23 protein-coding genes and 1 pseudogene are annotated in these 23,669 nt (G+C 69.3%); 13 read left to right on the plus strand and 11 right to left on the minus strand.

The features are described from left to right. Window positions 1-54: 54 nt before the first annotated feature. The 4 genes from ACH4DZ_RS35015 to ACH4DZ_RS35030 all read left to right on the plus strand — a co-directional run bounded on the left by ACH4DZ_RS35015 (window position 55) and on the right by ACH4DZ_RS35030 (window position 6,263). Window positions 55-879, plus strand: a complete 825-nt coding sequence (locus ACH4DZ_RS35015) for a carbohydrate ABC transporter permease (RefSeq protein ID WP_398292299.1) — start codon at window positions 55-57, stop codon at window positions 877-879. Beyond that, window positions 876-1,697: a carbohydrate ABC transporter permease gene (locus ACH4DZ_RS35020; protein ID WP_398292077.1), complete on the plus strand. Its 822-nt coding sequence runs from the start codon at window positions 876-878 to the stop codon at window positions 1,695-1,697. Before ACH4DZ_RS35015 ends, ACH4DZ_RS35020 begins: the two co-directional genes overlap by 4 nt. A 44-nt stretch (window positions 1,698-1,741) precedes the next feature. Then, window positions 1,742-2,980: a glycoside hydrolase family 76 protein gene (locus ACH4DZ_RS35025; RefSeq protein WP_398292080.1), complete on the plus strand. Its 1,239-nt coding sequence runs from the start codon at window positions 1,742-1,744 to the stop codon at window positions 2,978-2,980. 61 nt (window positions 2,981-3,041) lie between these two features. Further along, window positions 3,042-6,263: a glycoside hydrolase family 38 C-terminal domain-containing protein gene (locus tag ACH4DZ_RS35030; RefSeq protein WP_398292083.1), complete on the plus strand. Its 3,222-nt coding sequence runs from the start codon at window positions 3,042-3,044 to the stop codon at window positions 6,261-6,263. A gap of 53 nt (window positions 6,264-6,316) precedes the next feature. On the opposite strand, the gene ACH4DZ_RS35035 is transcribed toward ACH4DZ_RS35030, so the two are convergent. Then, on the minus strand, window positions 6,317-7,144 hold the full coding sequence (locus ACH4DZ_RS35035; RefSeq protein WP_398292086.1) for a siderophore-interacting protein: 828 nt from the start codon (window positions 7,142-7,144) through the stop codon (window positions 6,317-6,319). Between the two features lie 108 nt (window positions 7,145-7,252). On the opposite strand from ACH4DZ_RS35035, the gene denD reads away from it, so the two are divergent. Then, window positions 7,253-8,287 carry a D-erythronate dehydrogenase gene (denD, locus tag ACH4DZ_RS35040; RefSeq protein WP_398292088.1) on the plus strand — a complete coding sequence of 345 codons (1,035 nt, stop codon included), beginning with the start codon at window positions 7,253-7,255 and terminating at the stop codon, window positions 8,285-8,287. 147 nt (window positions 8,288-8,434) lie between these two features. Here the strand turns inward: denD and ACH4DZ_RS35045 are convergent, their stop codons facing one another. Further along, window positions 8,435-8,911 (minus strand): hypothetical protein, encoded by a 477-nt coding sequence (locus ACH4DZ_RS35045; RefSeq protein ID WP_398292090.1) that lies wholly within the window; start codon window positions 8,909-8,911, stop codon window positions 8,435-8,437. Between the two features lie 604 nt (window positions 8,912-9,515). Next, the gene (locus ACH4DZ_RS35050; RefSeq protein ID WP_398292091.1) at window positions 9,516-10,340 is read right to left on the minus strand and encodes an SDR family oxidoreductase; all 825 of its coding nucleotides are present in this window, start codon (window positions 10,338-10,340) and stop codon (window positions 9,516-9,518) included. 542 nt (window positions 10,341-10,882) lie between these two features. Between ACH4DZ_RS35050 and ACH4DZ_RS35055 the strand changes: the two genes are divergently transcribed. The 3 genes from ACH4DZ_RS35055 to ACH4DZ_RS35065 all read left to right on the plus strand — a co-directional run bounded on the left by ACH4DZ_RS35055 (window position 10,883) and on the right by ACH4DZ_RS35065 (window position 13,259). Then, window positions 10,883-11,503 carry a bacteriocin fulvocin C-related protein gene (locus ACH4DZ_RS35055; protein WP_398292093.1) on the plus strand — a complete coding sequence of 207 codons (621 nt, stop codon included), beginning with the start codon at window positions 10,883-10,885 and terminating at the stop codon, window positions 11,501-11,503. 171 nt (window positions 11,504-11,674) lie between these two features. After that, the gene (locus ACH4DZ_RS35060) at window positions 11,675-12,148 is read left to right on the plus strand and encodes a hypothetical protein (protein WP_398292095.1); all 474 of its coding nucleotides are present in this window, start codon (window positions 11,675-11,677) and stop codon (window positions 12,146-12,148) included. A 217-nt stretch (window positions 12,149-12,365) separates the two neighbouring features. Next, a complete protein-coding gene (locus ACH4DZ_RS35065; RefSeq protein ID WP_398292097.1) occupies window positions 12,366-13,259 on the plus strand; it encodes a family 1 glycosylhydrolase in 894 nt (297 codons plus the stop codon). Between the two features lie 107 nt (window positions 13,260-13,366). Here the strand turns inward: ACH4DZ_RS35065 and ACH4DZ_RS35070 are convergent, their stop codons facing one another. Next, on the minus strand, window positions 13,367-14,302 hold the full coding sequence (locus ACH4DZ_RS35070; RefSeq protein WP_398292099.1) for an SDR family oxidoreductase: 936 nt from the start codon (window positions 14,300-14,302) through the stop codon (window positions 13,367-13,369). Window positions 14,303-14,354: 52 nt separating this feature from the next. Beyond that, the gene (locus tag ACH4DZ_RS35075) at window positions 14,355-14,987 is read right to left on the minus strand and encodes an NADPH-dependent F420 reductase (RefSeq protein ID WP_398292101.1); all 633 of its coding nucleotides are present in this window, start codon (window positions 14,985-14,987) and stop codon (window positions 14,355-14,357) included. Window positions 14,988-15,279: 292 nt separating this feature from the next. Here ACH4DZ_RS35075 and ACH4DZ_RS35080 point away from each other — a divergent pair, with 292 nt between their 5' ends. From ACH4DZ_RS35080 to ACH4DZ_RS35100, 5 genes are all read left to right on the plus strand, one after another. Next, window positions 15,280-16,191, plus strand: coding sequence for a LysR family transcriptional regulator (locus tag ACH4DZ_RS35080; protein WP_398292103.1), 912 nt, complete (start codon window positions 15,280-15,282; stop codon window positions 16,189-16,191). Window positions 16,192-16,348: 157 nt separating this feature from the next. Beyond that, window positions 16,349-16,495, plus strand: coding sequence for a hypothetical protein (locus ACH4DZ_RS35085; RefSeq protein ID WP_398292105.1), 147 nt, complete (start codon window positions 16,349-16,351; stop codon window positions 16,493-16,495). A gap of 385 nt (window positions 16,496-16,880) precedes the next feature. Then, complete coding sequence (locus ACH4DZ_RS35090) at window positions 16,881-17,345, plus strand: hypothetical protein (protein WP_398292107.1); 465 nt, start codon at window positions 16,881-16,883, stop codon at window positions 17,343-17,345. A 4-nt stretch (window positions 17,346-17,349) separates the two neighbouring features. Then, window positions 17,350-18,207 carry a hypothetical protein gene (locus ACH4DZ_RS35095; protein ID WP_398292109.1) on the plus strand — a complete coding sequence of 286 codons (858 nt, stop codon included), beginning with the start codon at window positions 17,350-17,352 and terminating at the stop codon, window positions 18,205-18,207. A 221-nt stretch (window positions 18,208-18,428) separates the two neighbouring features. Further along, on the plus strand, window positions 18,429-18,986 hold the full coding sequence (locus ACH4DZ_RS35100) for a hypothetical protein (protein WP_398292111.1): 558 nt from the start codon (window positions 18,429-18,431) through the stop codon (window positions 18,984-18,986). Window positions 18,987-19,366: 380 nt separating this feature from the next. On the opposite strand, the gene ACH4DZ_RS35105 is transcribed toward ACH4DZ_RS35100, so the two are convergent. From ACH4DZ_RS35105 to ACH4DZ_RS35130, 6 genes and pseudogenes are all read right to left on the minus strand, one after another. Beyond that, a complete protein-coding gene (locus tag ACH4DZ_RS35105; RefSeq protein ID WP_398292113.1) occupies window positions 19,367-19,672 on the minus strand; it encodes a hypothetical protein in 306 nt (101 codons plus the stop codon). 68 nt (window positions 19,673-19,740) lie between these two features. Next, entirely contained in the window at window positions 19,741-20,115 is a 375-nt protein-coding gene (locus tag ACH4DZ_RS35110; protein WP_398292115.1) for a hypothetical protein, read from the minus strand. A 286-nt stretch (window positions 20,116-20,401) separates the two neighbouring features. Next, window positions 20,402-20,476: pseudogene (locus ACH4DZ_RS35115) on the minus strand (XRE family transcriptional regulator); the annotation flags it as partial. 285 nt (window positions 20,477-20,761) lie between these two features. Continuing rightward, window positions 20,762-20,974 carry a hypothetical protein gene (locus tag ACH4DZ_RS35120; protein WP_398292117.1) on the minus strand — a complete coding sequence of 71 codons (213 nt, stop codon included), beginning with the start codon at window positions 20,972-20,974 and terminating at the stop codon, window positions 20,762-20,764. Window positions 20,975-21,033: 59 nt separating this feature from the next. Next, on the minus strand, window positions 21,034-22,248 hold the full coding sequence (locus ACH4DZ_RS35125) for a M20 family metallopeptidase (RefSeq protein WP_398292119.1): 1,215 nt from the start codon (window positions 22,246-22,248) through the stop codon (window positions 21,034-21,036). Next, window positions 22,245-23,570 carry an MFS transporter gene (locus ACH4DZ_RS35130; protein WP_398292121.1) on the minus strand — a complete coding sequence of 442 codons (1,326 nt, stop codon included), beginning with the start codon at window positions 23,568-23,570 and terminating at the stop codon, window positions 22,245-22,247. Before ACH4DZ_RS35130 ends, ACH4DZ_RS35125 begins: the two co-directional genes overlap by 4 nt. Between the last annotated feature and the right edge of the window lie 99 nt (window positions 23,571-23,669).

Raw genomic sequence — 23,669 nt, forward strand, 5'->3', positions numbered from 1 at the left:
GCGGAGCGACACACCTGGATCAGCAGGCGCGAGAGCCTGACGGCCGGGGGGTTCATGGCGCCGGCCGTGCTCCTGGTCGCGGTGTTCCTGCTCGCCCCGTTCGTGTGGACCATCCACCGCAGCTTCTTCGCCGACACCCGGACCTCCCCGTTCAGCTGGTTCGACAACTACACCCGGTTCGCCTCCGATCCGGCCCTGACCCGCTCGATCCAGAACACGCTGCTGTGGGTGGTGGGCACGGTCGTGCTCCCCTTCGTGCTCGGGCTGGCCATCGCCTGCATGACCGACGCCACCCGCTTCTCGCGCCTCGCGCGGCTGTGTGTCGTCCTGCCCTACGCGCTGTCGGGCTCCGCGGTGGCGGTGGTCTGGAACTTCATGCTGACCACCGACGGTGCCGTCAACCAGGTGCTGACCACGGTGGGCCTGGACTCGTTCGCTCAAGGGTGGTTGCTGACCTGGCCGGGCAACACCCTCGTGATGATCCTCGCCAACGCCTGGCAGGCGACCGGTGTGGCCGTCATCCTCTTCCTGGTCGGACTGCAGTCCATCCCGCCCGAGACCCTGGAGGCCGGCTCCCTGGACGGCGCGGGCAGCTGGCAGCAGTTCCGCCACATCGTCCTGCCGCAGCTACGGCCCGTGTCGATCATCGTGATCGGCATGAGCCTGGTGAACGGCCTCAAGTCGTTCGACCTGATCTGGGTGCTCACCCAGGGCGGCCCGGGACGGGCCACGGAGACCCTCGCGGTGTCCATGTACAACGAGACCTTCCTGGAGCTGCGGCCCGGCGCGGGCGCGGCGATCGCCGTCGTCCTCACCGTCATCGTCCTGGCGGCCTCCTGGCTCTACCTGCGCCGTCAGCTCGACGTGAAAGGCGAATGACCATGTCCCTCGGCCGCGTCCTGCGCACCGGCACCGTCACGGTGCTCGCCCTGCTCTGGTTGGTCCCGACCTGGCTCCTGGTGGTCAACGCCCTGGTGCCGGCCGAAAGCTACTCGGGCAGCCCGCACTGGCTCCCGACGGACTTCGGGCTGTTCGACAACATGTCCCAGGCGTGGGACAAGGCCGACCTCGGCCCGGCGTTCGGCAACAGTCTGCTGTACTCCGTCGTCAGCGCGCTGGCCGCCGCCGTACTGGCCGCGGGTGCCGCCTTCGCCACGGTCATCATGCCCGTCAAGCACCGGGCGCTGTGGTTCTGGCTGATCTACTCCGGCACCCTGCTGCCCCTGCAGGTCTTCATCCGCCCGCTGTTCCTCTCGTACGCGGAATCGTCGCTGTACGACACCCAGTTCGGGCTCGTCCTGATCTACACGGCGATCGCGATCCCCTTCGCCTTCTTCGTCATGCGCAACTACGCCCTCACCCTGCCGAAGGAGGTCGTGGAGGCCGCGCGCCTGGACGGCGCGTCCTGGTGGCGGCTGTTCTGGCAGATCCACGTGCCGCTCACCAGGTCCGCCATCGTCGCCGTGTTCGTGTTCCAGTTCGTGGCCGTGTGGAACGACCTGATGTTCGGCATCACGCTGACCACGAGCCGCAACATCCGGCCGGTCATGGCCGCGCTCGCCGACCTCCAGGGCAACTACTCCAACGTCGGTCCCCCGGTCGTGCTGGCCGGCGCCCTCCTCGTCTCCCTGCCGACCCTGGTGCTGTTCTTCTCCGCCCAGCGCTTCTTCATCAGCAGCCTCAAGATCCACCGCTGACCTCTGTACGCCGCCTCCTCCCTCCTCTTCGCGAAGGGTGAACCATGCCGCGACCGCTGCTCCGCCGCGCCACCGTGACCGCCGTCTGCGCGGGCCTGCTCTGGACCGCCGTCCCCGCACGCGCCGCGTCCGACCACCCCGCCCGGCCCCGCCCCGTCCCGCAGTCCCTGTGGGCCGACCGCGCCACCGAGGCCTACTCGGCCCTGCAGACCCATCTGTACGAGGGCACGGACCAGCACGGTCTGTACCTGGAGCACACGCCACGGCAGGCGGCCGACCCTGCGCACTCCTACCTGTGGCCGTTCCGCGAGGCCGCGGCGGCGGCCGTCGACATGCAGGAACTCCCGGGGACCGGGGCGGAGTTCCGTCCGGACGCGGCGCAGCGCTTCGACACGGTCGAGCTGTACTTCGCCGACGGCGACCGGCCCGGCTACCAGTCGTACCTGCCCGCGCCCCTCGGTTCGGGCGGGGACGTGTACTACGACGACAACGCCGTGGTCGCACTGAGCCAGCTCGACCAGTACGAGTCCACCGGCGACCGCACGCTCCTGCGACGGGCCGAGCAGGTCATACCGGTCGTCACCCGCGCCTGGGACGGCGACACCGGCAAGGCTTGTCCGGGCGGCATGGACTGGGTCGACTCGCCCAACAACAACGTCCGGGCCACCAATGTCACCTCGCTCTCGGCGCAGCTCGCCGCACGGCTCTACGAGCACACCCACAAGCGCGCCTACCTCCAGAAGGCCGAGCAGTGGTACGGCTGGGTGTCCTCGTGCATGCGCAAGGCACCGGGCCTGTACGTCAACGACCGCAACGACGACGGCGGCACCAACGAGACGCTGTGGACGTACAACTCGGGCGCCATGATAGGCACGGCCACCGCGCTCTACCGCGGGACCGGCAGGACCGGCTGGCTGACCAAGGCCGTCACCGACGCCGACGCCTCGCTCGCGTACTGGACGCAGGGCACCCGCCTGCACGACCAGCCGGCCGTGTTCAACGCCTTCTACTTCAAGGACCTGCTCGACCTGGACGCCGTCCGCCCCGACCCCGCCTACCGGCAGGCCATGAGCGGCTACGCGGACAGCACGTACACGACCAACCGGGACACCGCCACCGGGCTGTTCCGCTTCCAGCCGTCGAACGGCGGTGACTACGACCCGCAGGCGCCGGCCGCGACCCTCAACCAGTCGGCCATGGTGCAGATCTTCGCCACCCTGGCCCGGGTCGACCGGCGCGGTCACGGCGGCGGGCCGGAGCAGGATCAGCGCCCGCGACGGTAGCGAGCCGCCACGGCCCCGTACCACCCACTCCCGACCCCGACTCGAAGGACGATCACGCACCATGCCCAAGCCACCGCTGACCCGGCCGTCCTGGTGGGACTCCGACATCGCGCGCGGCATCCTGCGCGACCGCGTGGTCACCGCCACCGTCGGACTGGGTGACCTGGAGGTACGCCTGTCGGGCGAACCCCTGTTGCGTCACCACGGTTCCGGCGGACTGCTGCAGTCCATCCGGGTACGGCTGCACCGTCCGGGCGCGGCGGCCGGCTCCGGGGCGCCGCGCGTCACGAGGGTCCGGGTCACCACCGGCGGTGGCACGCCCGTCCGCAGCGAACTCCTCTCCGGCCCCGGGACGGACCTCCGCGTCCTGGTGCCGGAGGTGGACGCGCCCACTCCCCTGCGGATCGAACTCCCCGACCTGGCGGCAGGCACCTGGCTCGACTTCGAGGCCCGCCCGCAGCGCCACTGGACGCTGCACCTGGTGCAGCACTCCCACCTCGACATCGGCTACACCGACCCGCAGGGCCGGGTCATGGCCGAGTCCCGCGCCTATCTCGACTCGCTGCTCGAACTGTGCCGGGACACCGACGACTGGCCGGAGCCCGCCCGGTTCCGCTGGGCCGTCGAAGGGTTCCACTCCTTCCAGGACTGGAGCGCCAACAGGCCCGCACGCCAGGTGGAGAACTTCCTGGACCGGGTGCGTGAGGGACGGGTCGAGCTGACGGCGATGCCGTTCAACCTCCACACGGAGACCTGTTCCACGGACGAACTGCACGAACTGCTGCGCCCCGTCACGGAGTTGCGTGACCGCCACGGCATCGACATCACCACGGCCATGCAGACCGACGTGCCCGGGCAGGTGGTCGGACTGCCCGACGTCCTGGCGGACAACGGCATCCGCTACCTGTCCGTGGCGCACAACTGGGCCGGGCGGGCCGTCCCGCACCTCGTCGGCGGGGAACACCTGCCGCGGCTGTTCCGCTGGCAGGCGCCGAGCGGCAACAGCGTCCTGGTATGGCGTACGGACACACCGCACGGTCTGGCGTACATGGAGGGCTCGATCCTCGGTTTCGACGAGTCCTACGACAGTGTCGACGACCTGCTGCCCGCCTACCTGGCCGCCCTGGCCCGGTTCCCCTATCCGCACGAGGGCCGCGGGATTCCCGGCTTCCCCATCCTCGACCGGACCTCCGCCGCCACCGCCGGCGTCGACACCTATCCGTGGGACATCCTGCACCTGCGCGTGCTGGGCAAGTTCGCGGACAACGGCCCGCCGCGCCGGATCATCTCCGACACGGTGCGCCGCTGGAACGAGCAGTGGGCCTACCCGCAGCTGCGGGCCTCCCGCAACGAGGACTTCTTCGCGGACGCCGAGCAGCGCGTCGGGGACCGCCTGGAGACCTACCGGGGCGACTGGAGCGACTGGTGGGTGGACGGGGTCGGCGCCGGCGCCGTCCCGCTCGCCGCCACGCGCCGCGGCCAGGCGGCCCTCGCCGAGGCCCAGACGGTGGCCGGGTACGCGCACCTGCTGGGCGTACCCGGCAGCACGGCGGTCACGGCGAAGGCGCCGGCCGTCTACCGGGCGGCCTCGCTGTTCAACGAGCACACCTGGGGCGCCGGAGATCCATGGACCCACGGAGATCACGGCCACGGGTCCGGGGAGCGGCAGTGGCACTGGAAGTACTCACAGGCCATGCGCGCCCACGACGACGCGGAGACGCTCCTGGACGCCGCGTCCGCACTGCTCGGGGAGGCCTTCGCCGCGCCCTCCGACGCGTTGGGCTCCTTCCACGTCGTCAACACCTGCAGCTGGCCGCGGACGGAGACGGCACGGCTCTTCCTGCCGGAGAGCACCGTCGCGCTGTCCGACGCGGTTCAGGTCCTGGACGCCCGCACCGGCGCCGCCCTGCCGTTCGTGGAGGAGGCCCAGAGCAACGACCGGCACCGGGCCGCCGGCCGGTTCCTGCACGTACCTGTCGCCGACGTGCCGGCCTGCGGCTCGCTGCGCCTGGACATCGTGCCCGGCACCGCTCCTGTCCCTGAACCTGCCACTGCTACTGCTCCTGCCCCTGCCTCGCGGGGCAACGATCGGGCGGAGACGTCCGCGGACCCGGCCGTCCTGGAGAACGACCATCTGCGGGTCACCGTCGACCTGCGCGGGGCCTGCATCGGCTCCGTCGTCGACAAGCACACCGGACGCGAACTGGTCCGGCAGGACGCCGTCACCGGCTTCAACGGCTACGTGTACGACGAGTACGCCACGGCCGGCGCGTTCAACCACCAGTCCAGCAAGACCGTCGCCGACGACTCGATGCATCTGCTCGCCTCGCGCAGCACGGCGCCGCCCGCGGCACTCGTCGACCGCACCTCGGATGCCACCGGCCAGACCCTCGTCTACGAGTGCGCCCCGGCCGGGACCCTCCGACTCCGGGTGAGGGTGCACCTCCCGCACGACGCGGCCCGCATCGACCTGGAGAACCGCATCGACAAGACGGCGACGCTCACCAAGGAGAGCGCCTTCTTCGCCTTCCCGTTCGCCCTGGACGACCCCACCGTGCGCACGGAGGCCACCGGCGGCGTCCTCGGCACCGACCGGGAGACCGTGCCGGGGTCCGCCACCCACATGCGCGCGATCCGCCGCTGGATCAGCCTGAGCGACGCCGCCCACCACGCCGCCCTGGCGACCGCCGACGCCCCGCTCGTACAACTCGGCGGGATCGCGATCCCGTACGCGCCCTATCCCCAGTCACTCCCGCAGGAAGAGCCGGGCACTGTCTTCTCCTGGGTGCACAACAACATCTGGGACACCAACTTCCCCTCCCAGCAGGCGTTCCACCACACGTTCCGCTACAGCGTCGCCTTCACCGAAGCCGACGGGAACGCCGCCGAAGGGCTCGGCGAACAACTGGCCGTGCGTACCGCGGCCGTCACCGGTCACCCGTTGGTGCCGGTCCGCGCCCGCGCCGGGGCCCACGTCGGATCCGAGGCGGAACCACCGGCGCAGACACGGTTGCTGACCCTGGACGACGCCCGGGTGCGGCTCGTCGGACTGACCGTCCCTGGCGAGGACCGGCTCATGATCCGCCTGCAGTCCCTGGCGGACGCACCGGTCACCTGCCGGGTCGGCACCCCACGCGCCGTCGGGCAGGCGTTCCGCACCAACTACCTCGGCCTGGCCCCGCGCGCCATCGACGTGGAGCCGGGGGGAACCGTCCCGGTCACCGTGCCGGCACTCGGAACGGCGGCGGTCGTCCTCCACTTGCGCCCGTCGCCGGACGAGTGACGTCTGCGGGAGGGGGCCGTGAGGCAGGGACGGCCCCTTGCACGCGGTGCCGGTCAGGCGGCGGCGGCTTTCTCCTGTGTCTCGCGCTTCCAGAAGCCGGAGAAGGTGATGCGCGACTTCGGCAGTCCCGAGCGGTGCAGGTGTCGTCGGCCCTCGGTGGCGAGTGTCGACTCCCCCACGACGAAGGCATAACCCGTCGGGCCGGCGGGCACGTGCCGGCGCAACTCCGCGAGTGCGGCGGCGCCGGGAACCGCGGACGGGTCGTCGCGCACCACCCAGGTGACGCTCACTCCGGCCGGGGCGTCCAGGTCGCGGCGGTCGTCCGCGGTCGGGATCTCCTGGATGACACGGCCCACCGCTTCCCGCGGGAGGGAGCGCAGGATGCCGGCCGTCGCGGGCAGACCGCTCTCATCCGCGACGAGTAGTACCTCGGAGGCGTCGTCGGGGCAGTCGAACAGCAACCCCTGGTCGAGGAGGGCGAGTTCCTCACCGGGGGCCACCCCGCAGGCCCAGATCGCCGCGGCGCCCTCCGGTTCGCCACCCGGACCGCAGTGCACGACGAAGTCGATGTCGAGTTCCGCCGCGCCGGGACGGAAGTCGGCCACGGTGTAGTTCGCGCAGTGCGCCCGCTCCTCCTCCGGTACGGCGAGGAACGGCTTCCACCAGGTCGGCCCGGAGATCTCCGGCAGGACGAACTCCTCCTGGTGCGGTTTCCGCAGGAACAACCGGAACCACTGGTCGTAGCCTTGCCACGGGAACGAGGAGAGGTCGGGTCCGGTCACCGTGACCCGCTGCATCGAGGACGTGTAACGCTCACTGCGCACGACGTGACAACGGAACAGCCGGGGCTGCCGGGGCATCAACTGCGGATTCTTCGACACGCGGTAAGGCTAGCCTTAGCTTACTTCGATGCCAACCCCGGTCTCGCACGACGGTGAGCGAGCGACCGGCCGGCCGGCCGAGCCGCCGAGCGGCACGAGGAGGACCGTATGAGGATCGTCATCACCGGTGGCTTCGGTTTCCTGGGACAGCGGGTCACCGACGTTCTGCTCGCACGGCGGACCCTGTGCGGTGCGCCCATCGACCGGTTGCTGCTCGCCGACCGGTACGTGCCGGCCGCGACGCCGGTGGCGGACCACCCGCTGGTGGACGTCGTCCAGGGCGACCTGGGCGAGCGCCTCGACGACGTCTTCAGGCAGCCCGTGGACGTGGTCGTCCACCTGGCGTCGGCCGTGTCGGCCGAGTGCGAGAGCGACTTCGACCTGGGCATGGCCGCCAACCTGGACACGACGCGTGCGCTGCTCGATGCCGCCCGCGCCCAGTCGGCCGCCGGCGGGCCGACGCCCCGGGTGGTGTTCTCCAGCAGCGTCGCGGTGTACGGCTCCGACCCCGCGGCGCCCCTGCCGCCCGTGGTCGACGAGTGGACGCTGCCGACGCCGCAGTCGAGCTACGGAATGGAGAAGCGCGTCTGTGAGCAGTTGATCGCCGAATACACGCGCCGGGGCTTCATCGACGGACGCGTGGCGCGCCTCATGACCGTGGTGGTACGGCCGGGCGCGCCGAACGCAGCCGCCTCCGGCTTTCTGTCCGGCATCATCCGCGAGCCCCTCTCCGGCCTCCCGGCCACCTGCCCGGTCGACCCCGGCCTGCGCGTCGCACTGGCCTCACCGCGGCGCACCGTCGAGGGCATCCTCCGCGTCACCGAGGCCGGACGCGGCAGCGGCCCCGGCTCAGTCGAGGGCAGGCTTCCGGTCAATCTGCCGGCGCTCACCGTCACGGTCGCCGACATGCTCGACGCGCTGCGGAGGGTGGCCGGCGACGCCGTCGCCGACCTGGTGACCGTCGCGCCCGACTCCGCCGTCGAGGCGATCGTCGGTTCGTGGCCCGCCTCGTTCGACAACGCACGCGCGACGGCACTCGGCCTGCGCCCCGACGACACCTTCGAGTCGGTCGTCAGGGCATACATCCAGGACCACCCCGAGGCCGTCACCATCGCGGTGGCCGGCGGGACGAACGGCCCCTGATGCAGGGGTGGTCGACAAGCGGCGTACGGGACGGGCCGGGGCGTGTTCGACAACGCCCCGGCCTTAGATCGACCGCCGGTCCTCCGCGGCCGGGTGCCGACGGCATCGGCACCTGGGCCCGGCCGTCCAAGAGCCCCGAAGGAGACCTCAGCAGGACTCCACATCGACGGGCGAGATGTAGATCGCGGACAGCACCCCGTCCTCGTGCACCTCGACCGGGACAGGGGCTGTCGTACCGGTCAACTCCAAGTCGTACGGGAGGGATTCCACGGGAATGTCATCGCCGAGATAGGCCACCGAGACCGTGCCCTGACAGCCGTTGCCTCCCGGCGGCGCGGTATCGGGAACTCTGCCGTCCTTCGGGCCCGCCTTGTAGGAGGAGGCGGCCTCGATGAGCGAGTACTGGTACTCATAGCGTGCGGGGGTGACAGCGGTCGCATCCCTCGTCTTCTCGACATCGACCCAGTAATGGGCGAGCTTCACCTTGACCGCCTCGCACGGCCGCTGGACCGCCTCCGGAGTGAAGTTCAAACCGGACGAGTCCAGGGTCAAGCCTTTGGACTGGTACGCGCCACCGCTGCTGCGCAACTCCCCCAGATAGTCGGTCAACTGCTTGTTGTTCATGCCCGCGGTCTTCACGCACTTCGCGGGTGCGGCCGTCGTCGGGCTCTCCGTCGGAGTGGCGGACCCGGGAGCGGCCGTGTAGCGAGCGAGCTCGGACGGCGAGGCAGAGGCCCGGGTAGCGGTCGGCTTGTCCTCCGAACACCCCGAAACTGTGAGCAGCGCTGCTGCAGCGGCGACCGGTATCAGCAACTTGCCTGCGCTTCGCATGAGTTACCCCGCCTACGTCGAGAGCGCTTCCCTGACCGAGCGAACTCACAGTACGAGACGGATGAACGGGCTCACTAGTAGATCGATGATCTCCGCCTGCCGACCTGGACACGGCGCGGCGGAGTCGGGGACGGCGGTCCTCCTGCGATGCGAGCTGCTGCGGTTTCGGTTCGGTCCTCCACAGGTCGGCGGGTACTTCTTCCCGCTCGGCCGTCATGGCCACGAGGCCGCAGTCGGGATCCAACGACAGAGTGCGGCACGGCTCCATCCGTCGACAGGACCCACGACGGGCGACCACTATGATGACGATATATCTATATATCGATACGCCGATGCTGTGCGTCACTGAGCCCCGGTCGACAGGCAACAGTTGTCGACCGGGGCTCGCAACGACGCCTCAGCCCTGGGCCAGCTCCGCCACCGGCTGCCACTTCTCCCACGTCGCCAGGCGCCCCTCGTAGTCGGCCCTGGCGATGCCCAGCGGTGCCGTACCGAAGAAGCAGCGCAGCGGCGGCTCGTCGGCGTCCACGATCTCCATCACGGCGGCAGCCGACGCGTTCGGGTCGCCGGGGGTGCCGACGCGCTTGCGGCGCTGCTCCTGTACCTGCTTGTGGAACTCCGCGTACGCCGGCAGCGGTTCGGACGTGCTCGACGAGGAGCCGGCCCAGTCGGTGGCGAAGCCGCCGGGCTCGATCAGGGTGACCTTGATCCCGAACGGCGCGACCTCCTGGGCGAGCGCCTGACTGATCCCCTCAAGCGCCCACTTCGACGCGTGATAGATGCCGACCAGCGGGAACGCGCTGATCCCGCCGATGGAGGAGATTTGCAGAATATGACCACTGCCCTGCTCACGCAGGAACGGCAGGGCCGCCTGGGTGACCCACAGTGCCCCGAACAGGTTGGTCTCCAGCTGTGCGCGGGCCTCCGACTCGGAGATCTCCTCCACCATGCCGAAGTGGCCGTAGCCGGCATTGTTGACCACCACGTCGAGCCTGCCGAACCTCTCGTGCGCCTGCCGTACGGCGGCGAAGTCGGCCTCGCGGTCCGTGACATCGAGTCGCAGGGGCAGGAACCGCTCCCCGTAGGTCTCGACCAGTTCATCCAACGTGGACAGGTCGCGTGCCGTCCCGGCCACGCAGTCGCCGCGTTCCAGCGCGGCGATCGCCCACTCACGCCCGAATCCGCGTGAGGCACCAGTGATGAACCAGTTCTTCTGTGTCATGGCATGCTCCTCAGGAAACTCGCCGCCCGAGCCCGCGCCGTCATGCCGTTGTACGTGGCGGAGCGGACCCTTTCACTCCAGCGAACACCTTCGAGTGCGCTCCAGGGCAAATCGACACCCGCTGACGAGGGGAACCGGTGAAGCGCTTCTCCTCGTCGGCGCCGCCGTCACACTCGACCGCGTCCTCGGCCTCGTCCAGCTCGGTGCACGCAGACTAAAGAGCTGTGCGCTCCTACGTAACGACGGGCCCGGATACAGGGTGCATCTTCTCCTGGAGAAGGAAAACCGCCCCCACAACGCACACCACTCCACCGCTCCGGGCCGGAAGAGTAGACCCGTCGACGAGAACGGATCGGTGCCACACCCGAGAAGGACCAGGACGACAGTGACGATCTGGAGCAGACGATGGCAGGGGAACTTTCACGCTGGACCGTGGCATTCGACGCGTCATGCGGAACATGTCGGGAACTCTCCGAGGCAGTCGAAGCCGCTTGCGACGGCAAACTGGAGATAGCGCCGCTGACCGACCCGCAAGTGCAGGGATGGCGTGTCCGCGCTCTGGGCCCCGAGCCCGCCTGGGCGCCGACCCTGCTGAGAGTGGCGGACGAAGAAGTGCGGGCCTGGACCGGGGCGGCCATGGGCGTCCCCTTGGCCCGCCGCCTGGGAGCACGATCCGGAGCGCGAGTGCTCATCGCCTTCGGAACGTTGCGCCGCAGGTCCAAGGCCCGTACCCCGGAGGCAGCGGAACGGGCCGGTATGGGACGGGCGCGTTTCCTGCGACTTGGCGCCGGCCTCGCAGTCGCCGGCGGCATCGTGGTGACCGGCCGTTCCCCCGCCTTCGCCGGCCAGGCCGCAGAACGGGCCCGGAGCTGGGCTCAGAAGCATCCGAACCAGCTCCCGCGCGCCTACGCGGAGTTCATTCGTTACCCAGCGGCCTTCCGGCATGCCGCCTACCAGCAACTGTCCCCGGCGGATCGCGCTGCCCTGTGGCGCGAGCAGTGGAAGCGCTACCGCGCGATACACGGGGACACTGCGAGTGCTCCACGGTCTCGGACTTCTGCTCTGTCCGCTGCGTCTATAAATCATGCGGTTGCCTGGAACCCATCGTCGGCTGCGGCTGGCTTCTCCTGTACAAGTGCAACGGCATGTGCAGCTGCCCTTGATGCCGGTGATCCGGTCGGCGAGTACCGCCTGTCGGCGCCGGCCCCGCGCACCGGCCTACGCGCGTCGAGCCGAGCCGCGCGGCCCAGCAGAGCGCCGCTCTGCCAAGAACGTGCACGAGTGCTCCCAACCCACCCGCTAACAGCGGATGTGACCAAGAAGGGGACCCATCCATGGAAAACCGTGTCTGGCACAGCCTGGCGGCATCCGCCGCTGCACTCTCACTCGGGTTCGGCCTGTCGATCGTCGGACCCACCAACTCAGCCCAGGCCACAGCCGCCGACTGCTCGGGCGGCGCCGCCGGGTTCGTCGACATCTCCGACGACCGGTCCGGAACCGTTGTCCGATCCCGCGACATGGGAGCCGGCCGTACCGTCACCCTCGAATACGGCACCGTCGCCGGAGCGCAGCGAGGGTGGGCCAAGATCAGCGGCACTACCGTCAACAACGACCTGGTATGGATGGACTGGACGACGGACGGCGGCTCGTCGTGGCTCCAGTGCGGACCTTTCGCCGTGAACCGCGGCCCGGGGACCTCGAAGACCAGCGCGGCGAAGACGACGATGAACGTGTCCGGCTACCAGTTCCGAGCGTGCGGCTACCTCAAGAACGCCGGGCAGACGAAGTGCACATCGCCTTGGTGGTGACTGCACCGCACGCCCAGCGAACCCGCACGACAGCCAGGCCCTCATCCCGCCGGTCCACGGCTTCCCGCGGCGGCTTGAGCGGTGGTTGGGGCAGGAGCCCGCCCGGGAGGAGACCGTGGCAGCGGCCGAAGAACGGCTCGGGGTGCGGTTCCTGCCCAGTCTCCGCGGGTTCTTGCTGGCCAGCGACGGGTGCTGCGGGTGAGCGGGCGGGTGAACCTTGTGTACCCGTGCGGGCGCATCGCGTGGATACAGAAGTTCACAAGCTTCTCCGCGCTGTTCCATCACGGGTACGAAGACATGGAGTAGCCGGACCGCCCCACAGGCCCGGGCTTGTGTCAGCAACGAGGCGAGGATCACGGCTGGCCGGCCGGGCTCGGGGCGTTCGCGGGAACGACACGGACCGACGGCTTCGGCGCCAGGCGCTCGGCAGGACTCCTCGCCGACCTGTCCGTCCCGGCTTCCCACACCGGCCTCTCGCCGACCTCCCAGCGGCACGAGTTGGCTGGTCAGAGGAACTGCACCGGCTCATGCGGGCAAGCCGGGTTCACCCGCGCCGCCGCGCCGCCCGCGAGGCGATCAAGGCGGCACACCTGTCCTCGGCTACTACCACTGGACCCTCATGGACAACTTCGAGTGGACCTCCGGCTACGGCGCCCGACTCGGACTCCACGAGGTGGACCGCGTCACCTTCCAGCGCCCGCCCAAGCCGAGCGCGAGGGCCTACGCTGCCCGCATGACGGATGAGAGCGAGCTGGCCGTGCAAGCGGCCGTTGCTGGGGAAATGCGGCTTCTTGATCCCGAGATGCGCGCCTTTCCCGCCCGTGTCCTGGAACTCCTGGATCCGGAGTTCATCGAGTTCGGGGCTTCCGGGTGCCGATGGGATGTGGAGTCAATCCTCTCAGTGACAAGTGGCGGCTCGGTGTCGACGGAGTCCCCGGTCGAGGTCAGTCACATGTCCGGAGTCGCTCTGGCCCCGGACGTCGTCCATCTGACGTACTTCTCCGACAACCAGGGCCGTCGGGCATGGCGGAGTTCTCTGTGGCGTCTGGCGGACACGGGCTGGAGGATGTACTTCCACCAGGCCACCCCGACCAACTCTCCGACCAACTGAGCGGGTGATGCCGGTGCCTGCGAAGGCAGCAGCGTGCCGGGCGCGTCCCTTCAGAAGAGCCGAACTCTTGTCGTGCGTCGGGCCCGTTGCGATTCGGGTCCCTGCCGTCAACTGGCGGGGAAGTAATGGCCGTTGTCCAGATCGGCGAACAGGCCGGGCTGAGCGGGTTCCCAGTCGAGGGTCCGGCGGGTGATGAGGTTGGACGCCGGGTAGCTCTGCGTGACTATGTTCGCGAGGAACCCAAAGTATCCGGGCACCATCAGTACGTCCGCGGGAACGCTCACGACGGGCAGGCCCAGACGGCTGCCGATGGCCTCGGCGATCTCGCGGAGCGGGATCGCCCCGTCCCCGACCGCGTGCCAGTATCTGCCGGCCGCCCCCTTCTCCAGCGCCAGGCGGAACAGGGAGGCGACATCGCGGGCGTGCACGGCGTTCCACACGTTCGCGCCGTCTCCGGGGTAGCCGACGAAACCCTTCTCCTTCGCGAGCGCGATCAGTTGCATGAGGAAGCCGGCGCGATCGGTCGTGCTGTGCGCGATGTTGGCAATCCGCACGACCGAAGACCGCACCCCTTGCTCGGCGAGCCCGATCACGGCGGTTTCCACGACGTTGCGAACCCGCAGGGTGCCCTTGTACTCGTCGCCACCGGGAAGGGCCGGGTCCTCCTCGGTGGCCGGCCGGCCCAGGTTCCCCGGCGAGCCTATGCTCCCCGCCGCGACCAGCGGCTTTCCCGTTCCCTCCAGTGCCTCGCCGTACGCGTGCATGATCCGGAGCTCTGCGGCGGCCACGGCGTCGAGCCCGCCGGAGGGAAGCAGGTCCTGCCTGTGCGCGACGTGGATGACGCCGTCGGAGTCCGCTGCCGCCTCCTTGAGGCCGTCGAGATCCCCGAGGTCACCGCGACGCACCTTCGCGCCGAGCGCGGACACGGCCGCCGCGGCCGTGTCCGACCGGGCCAGGCCGGTGACCTCATGTCCGGCGGTGATGAGCTCGGGAATGATGTACGAACCGGAATGGCCGGTCCCGCCAGTGACGAAAACGCGCACGTTAGTGCTCCTTGTGAATGATGTGGCGCGAGAAGTGGTGGTGCGGGCGCGCTCAGCCGAGAATGCTGACGCCGAGGGAGAAGTTGGCGTGCTTCACGGAGTGGGCGACGAGGCCCAGCTGCAACAGCGCGACGTTCTCCAGTGCCCGCGCCATTGCCAGCTGCCCGGTGTCCATCGGGCGCAGTCCGAGACTTTCGACGAACGCCGACACGCGTGCTTTTACCCGCACGTCGTCGCCGGCGATGAACACGTCCAAAGGGCGACCCTCGACCGGGCCGGCCGCCAGAACATGCGAGAACAAGGTGTTGAACGCCTTGACGACATGCGTGCTGGCGGGGACGGCCTTGGCGATCTCCTGCGCGCCGGAACTGCCGTCGGGGGTGACAAATCCCTGGAGATCGGGGGAGACGGGATTGGTGAGGTCGATGATGACCTTGCCCTGCAGCGCTTCTCCGTACGCATCCACCACTGCCACCGCGCTGCCGTACGGCACGGCGAGGACGACGATGTCCCCGGCCGGGACGGCGCGGGCCGTTCCGACAGTGGCGCCTGCGAGTACGGCAGCCAAGTCCTTGGCCTTGGCCAGGTCTCGGCCGATGATCTCGACGGAGTTGCCGCCGGCGAGCGCCCGGTCGGCCAGGGCGCCGGCCATGTTCCCCAGGCCGATGACGCTGATGCTGCTCATTGGTTTGCCTGCTTTCTGTAGCTGGACAGGACGCCATGCCACCCAGCCGTCGTTAACGGTTGTTCCGTCTACGCAATAGGCGCAGTCGAATGACTCGATGCAGGGCGCCCAATTCCCGATGTGCTCATTCCGGGTCTGGAACCTACTGTCAAGTTCCGCCGCTGAATACCTATGCTGAATTCACTTCGCCCCCCTTAGGTACCTATTCAGGTTGTCATTTGCCTGAGCAGGTGTCCAAGACTTCTTTTAGGCGTGGTGATACCCTGGAGGCATCACAGGGCCGGGAGGCGCCATGGATCTGGACCTGCGCAAACTGCGTTATTTCGTCGCCGTGGCCGACCGGTTGCACTTCGGCCGCGCTGCCGATGAGCTGCATATCGCGCAGCCGGTGCTCAGCCGGCAGATCCGCGCTCTGGAGCAGGATCTCGGCGCCCCGCTGTTCATCAGGGATCGCCACGGCGTAGCGCTGACCGAGGCGGGCCGACAACTGCTGGCCGACGCCGGTCCGCTGCTCGCCTCCGCGCACGCGGTCCGCCACCGGGTGTCCATGGCCGCCCGCGGCAGCCGGCGACTGACAGTCGGTTTCCGGGCCGGCATCCCGGTCATCCCGGCGGCGCAGGCGTTCGAGGCCCGGCATCCGGACGTGACCGTGGACGTACAGCGGATCGAATGGGACGACCAGGCCCCGATGCTGCTCGACGGTCGCATCGACGTCGGCTATGTGCGGCTGCCCATCGACGAGGTCGGCCTGCGCGTCACCCCGCTGTACACCGAGCCGCGGGTGGCGGTGCTGCCCACCGGCCACCGGTTGGCAGGCGAGGAGAAGGTCACCGAGGCCGACCTGGCCGGCGAACCGCTGGTCTGGCATGCCGACCCGAGCACGCAGCCCACCAGGCGCCCGCACCCCAACGCCGGGTACGTGGTGCGCGGAGTGGACGAGACGCTCGAACATGTCGCGGCCGGCCGGGGCATCTCGTTCCTTGCCCGTTCGACGACCGTGTTCTACTCACATCCGGAAGTCGTCTACGTGCCCATCCCGGATCTGGCGCCCGACCAGGTGTGCCTCGCGGTGGCGGCATCGCGCACCTCGCCGGTGGTCGATGACTTCATCACCGCGGCTCAGGCGACGGCCGAGATCACGGCAGAATGTGGGAACTATGAAATGTGGCGCCTTGTAAGCGACGCCGTTTCACAGCACGGTTGAGCAGGGCGACGACAACAAGGCCTGGGCCCGGCCGAGGTGGACACGGTGGTGGTGTCTCAACTTCACTGCGCGCACGTCGCCTGCGTCCCGTCCCTGATCCCGCACCGTCAGTTCGACGGCCATCCTGCACCGTCAGTTCGACGGCCGCGTCCGGCCGTTGACGATCGACGACCCGGCCATCCCCGCGGCCCTGGTTGCCGGCGCCCTGCACACCGAGCCCCGTGACATCGTCAAGTGGGCCGGAGGGACCTTCATCGCAGTCACTCTGCTCGTCCTCGAAATCCACCGAGCACTGCGCTCGTAGGACTGCGTCCTGGAGAGCGTGCACAGCAAAGCGGTGGAGCGTCGAGCCCGTGTTGGTTGATCATGGTCGAGTGGCGGGGAACTGAGCCCGTGCAGTGATCATCAGCAGTGACCCGATCACGGGCTCGATGTCCGCCGCGATCGGTGAACTCGACGCCGGGGTACATCCGTTGTGGCAGGCACACCACGAGGCCCGGCTCGTCCCCACGAGATCGTCCGAGCCGAGGGATCGCTTCCGCTCCCCCGGCTCAAAGGCGCGGCGCCGCCACAGACCGCCGACCGCCCCGCGACCGCTGGTGAGAAGTGACAGAATCCGGCGCCGTTCCGAGCGCCTGTTGCTGGTGAAGTCACGAAGACGAGGCCTGCCACCTTCGTGATGATGGTGCATGACCAAGGCGCTTCAGGCGCCCGGAGATCACGGAAGGCAAACGATGATCACGTCGACCATCGGCAAGTTAACCGGTGCGCTGCTCGCGGTAGGCGCCGCAGCCGGCGTACTGGTCCCCTCGTCCGCCACCGCGGCACCCACATCCGTCCAGGCGAATCAGGACGGCGTGTGCACCGGCGGCGAATACTGTTTCGCCAGCAACATCCTCGGCAACGGAAGTCTGTCCGACTTCTCTGTCGCCGACGCCAACCTCAACAACAACGTCTACACCACGCCCGGCCTCGGTCAGGGCACGCCACTGGGCAACACCGCGAAGTGGGGCTGGAACTACGACTCGACGCGCAGTGCAGTGATCTGCACGGGCACCAGCTACACGGGCAGTTGCGCGGGCGCGCCCCCGAACACGGGCGGCCAGTACAACGTGACCTACCGGGGCAATGTCGAATCCATTTACTGGACATAGTCCGTTGCGCGGGATCGTGGTGGCGCTCGCGCTGACGGCCGCCGCCCCGCTCACCGCGGGGTGCTCCGCAGGCCACCGGGATCAGCCCGAAGAGGCGCCCGTACTGCTGCGGAGCACCGGGCTCCGGCTCCCGCTGGACGCGTACCTGCTGTCCCCCGGTGAGACGACGAAGGTCACCGAGGCACATCGGGTGCTCGTACGGCGGTGCATGGTTCGGTTCGGGTTCGACTATCCGCCCGTCACCGAGGGGGGAGCGGGCGGCGGTCTGACGAGCTGGACGGAGCGGCGGTACGGGATCACCGACCCGGCCGGAGCGGCGGCCCGCGGATACCGGCTGCGCGCCCCGGCCGGGTCGGCCCCGCCCGCCGACCCGGGACCGCGGGAGCGCATCGCACTGACCGGTCAAGGAGGAAACCGGGTCAAGGGCGTCACGGTGCCGGAGGGAGGATGCGCCGGAGAGGCCGGCCGGCGGCTACGGGCGGGCAGCCCCAAGGACGTGAACCCGGGCCTGGCCCAGGCGCTGTCGGCGGAGAGCTACGAACGGTCACTCAAGGACAAGGGTGTCCGGACCGCGACGGAACAGTGGTCGCAATGCATGCGGGCGAGCGGGTACGACTATGCCGGTCCGCTCGACCCGCCGGAGGACCCGCGTTTCCGGGGCACAGCGCTGTCGGCAGCCGAGCGGAACACCGCGAAGACCGATGTCGACTGCAAGCGGCGGACGAACCTGGTCGGCGTGTGGTTCACGGCCGAAGCGGCCGTCCAACGGTCACTCATCGACCGGAACCACGAAGCGCTCGCCCGGGTGGCGGCGATGAATCGTACACAACTCGCCACTGCCCAGGCCCTACGGTCGAAGTGAGCTGCACCCATCGGCCAGGGGTGCAGCTCCACCGAGCGATGGCCGCCCCGGGAAACGTCAGTCGACCGCGTTGCGCCTGGTGCGATGAGTGTGGCCGATACGTCGCCTCCAGACCGTTACCTTACAGCTGGAAACTCACACTCGCTCCCCCTTGAATTGACCGGCTAACACTCGTAGCCTTACGAGCGTTAGCCGCATGGAGCGAGCAGATCGGAAGCAACATGAGCAGCATCACGAGCAGCGAACCAGTGGGCGTGGCCGCTCCCGGGGCGTTCGTCTCCTTCGTCCGGTTCGTGGTGTGCGGTGGGGGTGTCGGGGTTCTCTCCAGCGGTGCGGTGGCGCTGCTGGCCGGGTCGGTGCCGTGGGTGGTGGCGAACGCGGTGATCACGGTCGTGTCGACCGTCCTGTGCACCGAGCTGCACGCGCTGTTCACCTTCGGGACCGGGAAGCGGGCCGGGTGGCGCCGGCACTGGCAGTCCGCCGGGTCGGCCACGGCCGCCTACGCGGTGACCTCCCTCGCGGTGCTCGTCCTGCACCTGGTGCAGTCGTCGCCCGGCGTGCTCACCGAGCAGATCGTCTACCTCGGGGCATCCGGGCTCGCGGGGACGGGACGGTTCCTGGTGCTGCGGCTGTTCGTCTTCGCGGGTGATCGCGAGCGGACGATACTCGGCGAGGCTTCCCGGCCGCACCCCGCACGGGCCATGGCGCCGGTGGCCGTCGCGCGCGTGTCGCTCACGCAGATGTCCCGCTCTCGGCTGGTACTCGCTGCCGGCGCCTGATCGGCCCACTGCAGGCCGTGGTGGTTGAGGGATCAGCGCCCCCTCGTTCGGGGCCCCCGCGGCGGCCCCGACTCGGTTCGGCGAGACGCACTGCATCTGTCCGTCTCATCAAGTAATTCTCACCAAGTAATTCGGTCGATCCGGTTCGCCCGCGAACGATGTCGCTGGAGGTCGACTGGGTCGGCGTGGTCGCCCTGGGCGGATCGGCGAACGTGACCGCACCGAGCGACAGCGCCGCCCGGATCGTTCGTGCCGCACTGGTCCGGGGCCTCGCCGACGGGCTGCTGCCGCGGTGGCGGGCTGGTGCGGCCCGTCGGCCCGCACCAGCCCGGCGGTCGCGCGGTCGCGTTCCTCACGCTGGAAGTGAGCGGGCTTGGCCGTCATGGCGTCGGGAACACCAGCCGTACTCCGTAGGTCCGCTCCGCGTCGCGCAGCGCCGGAACGAGCGCGGCGCGCAGTTCGCGGACCTCCCGCGCGTGCGTGCCGAGGAACTGTCGGCGCAGGGACCGCCGGAGCGGTTCGCGGACGGCTTCGACCGAACGTGTCACCGGGGCGGGTGCCACGGCGGCGGGCGGCCCCGGTACGGGCCCGGTCGCGGCGGTCGGCTCCGCCGTGGCCGAACACGTGCCGAGCAGCAGCGCGGCCGTCGTCGCGAGGGCCGCGCGCACGAGAGTCGTACGGGGCACGTCAGTCCGTCCTTCCGCCGGGGCGGGGTGCCGCTGAGCAGGTGGCACCCCGTGGGTCTGCGCCGAGGTCAGTGGGAGATCGTGACGCTGTCGCCGCCTTCGAGGAGGCTGGCCACGCTGAACGGTGTGTTGTCGTTTACGTCGGTGCACAGCCAGTACGTTGAGTCGTTGATGCTGTTGAAGCCGCCCTCCACGTAGACGTAGCGCTTGGCGCAGGTGAACCAGGTGCCGTCGGAGCGGCGCAGGCGGCCCGCGTAGTAGTCGTAGAGCCGCGAGCTGCTGTTCAGGGAGTACGTCAGGTTGAGGTCGCCGCAGGTGCTGGTGGCGGACTTGTTGCGGACGGTGCCCTGGCTCTCGTACTCACTGTTGTGATGGGCGAGCCGGGACAGGCCGCCGGGGCGGCGGACGCCACATGTTGTGTGTCCCCTCTCCGGTCGGGGCACGGGCCGTGTTCCGACCGGCCCGTGCGGTGCCGCGGGAAACACTCGCAGCGCCCGCCTCGGCACCGCCACAACCTTCGAAGCTTCTCGAAAGTCCCTGGCCGGGCGGCAGAGTTCACTGCTCCGGCGGGACCGGCATGGCCGGTGGGCCGGCTGGGCTCTCCGGGGCTTCCGCGAGAGCTCGGGCGTGCGATCGGGTCTGACTCGAACGTGCCGTGTCCGGCCGCCGCATGACCGCGCCGAGCGGGTGACGGCGTGCAGGACGGTGTTCCGCACCCGTCGGCTGCGCGCGGTCGGTGGCACCGGTTTGCTGGGCGTCGAAGAGGCGGGCGGCGTAGACGGGCGGCAGGGCGACGGTGAGACCGGTGATGACGGCGTCGCGGTCGGAGTCGATGCCTGCGGCGAGGGTGTGGAAGCTGTGCCTCTGGGAGCGTTCGCTGGGGGGGACGACGACGGACATGCCGGGACGGACGGGGACCGTGGAGGGGGCCGTCACCACCGGGCTGCGCGACGGCCCGGCCGCGCCACGTCGTACGGGACGTTCCCCTTCACACCTGCCGTCACGTCTACGTCGCACCGGCCGCGACCAACTGGCTCCAACAAAGGTTGTCGGCCGTGTGGCTTCGAATTGTTGACCCGTCGGTCCGCATCACACGCCCCAACTGGGGCGGATCTCCCGAACGGCGAGGCCCCGCGTGTCCAGCACGGCGTTGCGGCGATGGCGCCGTGCATCGGGGAGTTGGGCTCTTGCGAGGGCGTGGCCGCACGCGTCCTCGTAGTGGGCGGCGTCGACGATGAAGATGTGCACGCCGACGCCTCCGCGGGAGGACCGGATGGGAATGGTGGCAGACCAGAAGGGCATGGTGCGTCTCCTCTCAGACAGTCCGGGCAGTCCGGGTGGGCTCCGGCCGGAGCTTCCGGTCACCCACATATGCGGGTGGTGGTCATGGCGTAGAGGCGGATCGCGTCGAGGTAGTCCTCCACGGATACCCGCTCGTCGGGCATGGTGTTGAACTTGCCGCCGGGGCCGCACACGATCCCGGGCATGTCGCCTACGTGTTGCAGCAGGGAGGCGTCGCTGCCGTAGTAGCAGTACGGCTGGATCGCGCCGGTGGGCTGGGTGCTTCCTCGCAGCTGCCCATAAGCGTCGTTGACGGCACGTACCACGAGGCTGTCCCGGTCGGCGCGGAACGGCTGGTCCAACGTGGGTCCGCCGTCTGTCAGTTGTTCCACCGTCCCGGCGATTCCGTTCACACAGACCTGCGATGTGACTTCGCGCAGCTCCGCGAGGACGGTCTCCGCGTTCTGTCCGGGGCCGAACCGGGCGCTGCCCTGCAACTCGGCGACGTCGGCCACCTGGGGTGGCCTGGTCTGCAGGAGGCCTCTGCCCAGGCCGGCTCGCAGGCTGCCGATGTGGGCCCGGTTGGTGCCGCGGGCATCGCGGTCGGCTGCGCCGGAGAAACTCATCCCGTTGATCAGCGGAAGGAGACGGCCGGCAGCCGCTAGTGCGTCGGCCGACTCCTCGCGCTTGGACATGTGGCGGGTCGATCCGACCAGTTGGACGCGGAACATGACGGCTCCGGCGTGTGTGGTCAGGGCGGTGAGGTCGGTCGGCTCGCAGTTGACGAAGTGGTCGGCCCGATGGCCCGCGTCGAGCACCGCTCGGGTTCCGATGCCGTTCTGCAGTTCGCCGACCACGAAGGTGAGGATCACGTCTCCGCTCGGTCGCCACCCGTCATCACGCAGCGCGCGGATCGCTTCGAGGTAGGCGGCGCAGCCCGCCTTCATGTTGGACACGCCGAGGCCGTAGATGTGCCCGTCGTCCACCTCGCCGCCCCAGGGATCGCGGGTCCAGCCCTCGGTGACCGGGTTGGTGTCGACGTGTCCGTTGAACATGAGCGACGGTCCGCCACCCGACCCGCGCCAGATTCCGACCGCGTTCAGCCGGTCTCCGGCCGCGGGCACCAGGTAGGTGTCGAGTTTCAGCTCGTCCAGCTGGTCGCGCACCCACAGCACCGCCGAGCTCTCCTGCGGGGTCTGTGTACGGGTGTCTTGGCGGACCATCGCGGACACCGTCGCCAGAGCGCGGTCGACGTCGATGTCGCGGCTCGCGGAACGACTTCCCAGGATGCTCACAGGGACTCACGCTCCAATTGGTCGAGCGGTACGGAGCGGGGGCGCCGGACGCACGGCGCGGTCTCCGGCAGGGTGAGAGCCATGATGAGGAAGGCGACCACCGCGATTGCCATGATGTAGATCGGCGGCGCGAGCTGACTGCCGGTGGCGCCCAGCAGGGCCGCACAGATGAGCGGCGCGGTACCGCCGAAGACTGCGTAGGCGAAGTTGTAGCCGATGGTCGGTGCGCTGTAGCGGAGTTGGGCCGGGAAGAGTTCGCTGCCGACCACCGCCGCGAGCGCGCTCGTCGGGGCAGCCACGAGGACAAACAGGAGCTGGCCCAGGTAGACGAACGCGAACGTGCCGAGGCCGGCGATGAAGAAGGTGGGCAGCGGCACCACAAGCAGGCCGACGGCGGCGAACAACAGGACCGGTTTGCGGCCGATCCGGTCGGACAACAGACCGTACAGAGGTTGGAGGAAGAGCATGGTGAGTGAGATGAGAGCGGATGCGCTGAGCGCGGTGACCCTGCTGACACCCGCGTTCTCCGACAGGTAGGTCGGCAGGTAGGCGTTGAGTACGTAGTAGGCAACCGAGTTGAGCATGATCAGTCCGAAGAAGCTGAACAGTCGTTTGCGCTGCTGGGTCACGGCTTCCCGGACCGGTCGCTCGGACACCGTGCCGCTCTTGGTCATCTCGATGAAGACCGCGCTCTCCTCCACGCGGCGGCGCAAGTACAGGCCGGTCAGTCCGAGCGGCAGCGAGATCAGGAACAGCACTCGCCATCCCCATTCGTTCACCTGGGTCTCACCGATCAGCTGCGTGAGCAGGGCAGCCAGGCCCAGCGCCGAGAGGGCAGAGACGTAGGAGGAGAGGTTGAACAGTCCGAAGACCATGCCCCGCTTGCGTTCTCCCACATGTTCGTAGAGCAGGGCCGCGGCGCCGAATTCCCCTCCTGCGGAGAAGCCCTGCACCATGCGCACCACCAACAACATCAGCGGGGCGGCCAGCCCCACTGCGGAGTAGGTCGGCAGCAGGCCGATGGCGGCGGTGGCACCCGACATCAGCAGGATGACGGTCAGGAGTGTCTTGCGGCGGCCGATCCGGTCTCCACGGCTGCCGAAGTACATGCTGCCCAGGGGACGGGCCAGGAACGACAGCGCGAAGACCCCGTAGGTGGCCAGCAGCCCGGCGGTGGGATCGACCTGCGGGAAGAAGTTGTGCGTGATCGCGGGGGCCATGACGCCGTAGATCGCGTAGTCGAACCACTCGACGGAGACCCCGATCGTGGTGGCCCAAAACACCCGTCTCTGAGCAGTGCGTGATGTGGTGGTGGCGGTCATCGCATTTCACTCCTGGTGCCTGGAAGGCGCTGGGACGGCCTTCTGACATGGGCGCCACCGGTGACGGGCGAACGGGCGTGAAGGCCCTTGGCAGGGAGT

The organism is Streptomyces sp. NPDC017991, from assembly GCF_044328075.1.
In the GTDB taxonomy this organism is placed as follows: Bacteria; Actinomycetota; Actinomycetes; order Streptomycetales; family Streptomycetaceae; genus Streptomyces.

Coding starts and splice junctions, on each gene's coding strand:
- ACH4DZ_RS35015 (WP_398292299.1), top strand. CDS start 55: ATGGCGCCGGCCGTGCTCCTGGTCGCGGTGTTCCTGCTCGCCCCGTTC.
- ACH4DZ_RS35020 (WP_398292077.1), top strand. CDS start 876: ATGACCATGTCCCTCGGCCGCGTCCTGCGCACCGGCACCGTCACGGTG.
- ACH4DZ_RS35025 (WP_398292080.1), top strand. CDS start 1,742: ATGCCGCGACCGCTGCTCCGCCGCGCCACCGTGACCGCCGTCTGCGCG.
- ACH4DZ_RS35030 (WP_398292083.1), top strand. CDS start 3,042: ATGCCCAAGCCACCGCTGACCCGGCCGTCCTGGTGGGACTCCGACATC.
- denD (WP_398292088.1), top strand. CDS start 7,253: ATGAGGATCGTCATCACCGGTGGCTTCGGTTTCCTGGGACAGCGGGTC.
- ACH4DZ_RS35045 (WP_398292090.1), bottom strand. CDS start 8,911: ATGAACAACAAGCAGTTGACCGACTATCTGGGGGAGTTGCGCAGCAGC.
- ACH4DZ_RS35050 (WP_398292091.1), bottom strand. CDS start 10,340: ATGACACAGAAGAACTGGTTCATCACTGGTGCCTCACGCGGATTCGGG.
- ACH4DZ_RS35055 (WP_398292093.1), top strand. CDS start 10,883: ATGGCGTGTCCGCGCTCTGGGCCCCGAGCCCGCCTGGGCGCCGACCCT.
- ACH4DZ_RS35060 (WP_398292095.1), top strand. CDS start 11,675: ATGGAAAACCGTGTCTGGCACAGCCTGGCGGCATCCGCCGCTGCACTC.
- ACH4DZ_RS35075 (WP_398292101.1), bottom strand. CDS start 14,987: ATGAGCAGCATCAGCGTCATCGGCCTGGGGAACATGGCCGGCGCCCTG.
- ACH4DZ_RS35080 (WP_398292103.1), top strand. CDS start 15,280: ATGGATCTGGACCTGCGCAAACTGCGTTATTTCGTCGCCGTGGCCGAC.
- ACH4DZ_RS35090 (WP_398292107.1), top strand. CDS start 16,881: ATGACCAAGGCGCTTCAGGCGCCCGGAGATCACGGAAGGCAAACGATG.
- ACH4DZ_RS35100 (WP_398292111.1), top strand. CDS start 18,429: ATGAGCAGCATCACGAGCAGCGAACCAGTGGGCGTGGCCGCTCCCGGG.
- ACH4DZ_RS35120 (WP_398292117.1), bottom strand. CDS start 20,974: ATGCCCTTCTGGTCTGCCACCATTCCCATCCGGTCCTCCCGCGGAGGC.
- ACH4DZ_RS35130 (WP_398292121.1), bottom strand. CDS start 23,570: ATGACCGCCACCACCACATCACGCACTGCTCAGAGACGGGTGTTTTGG.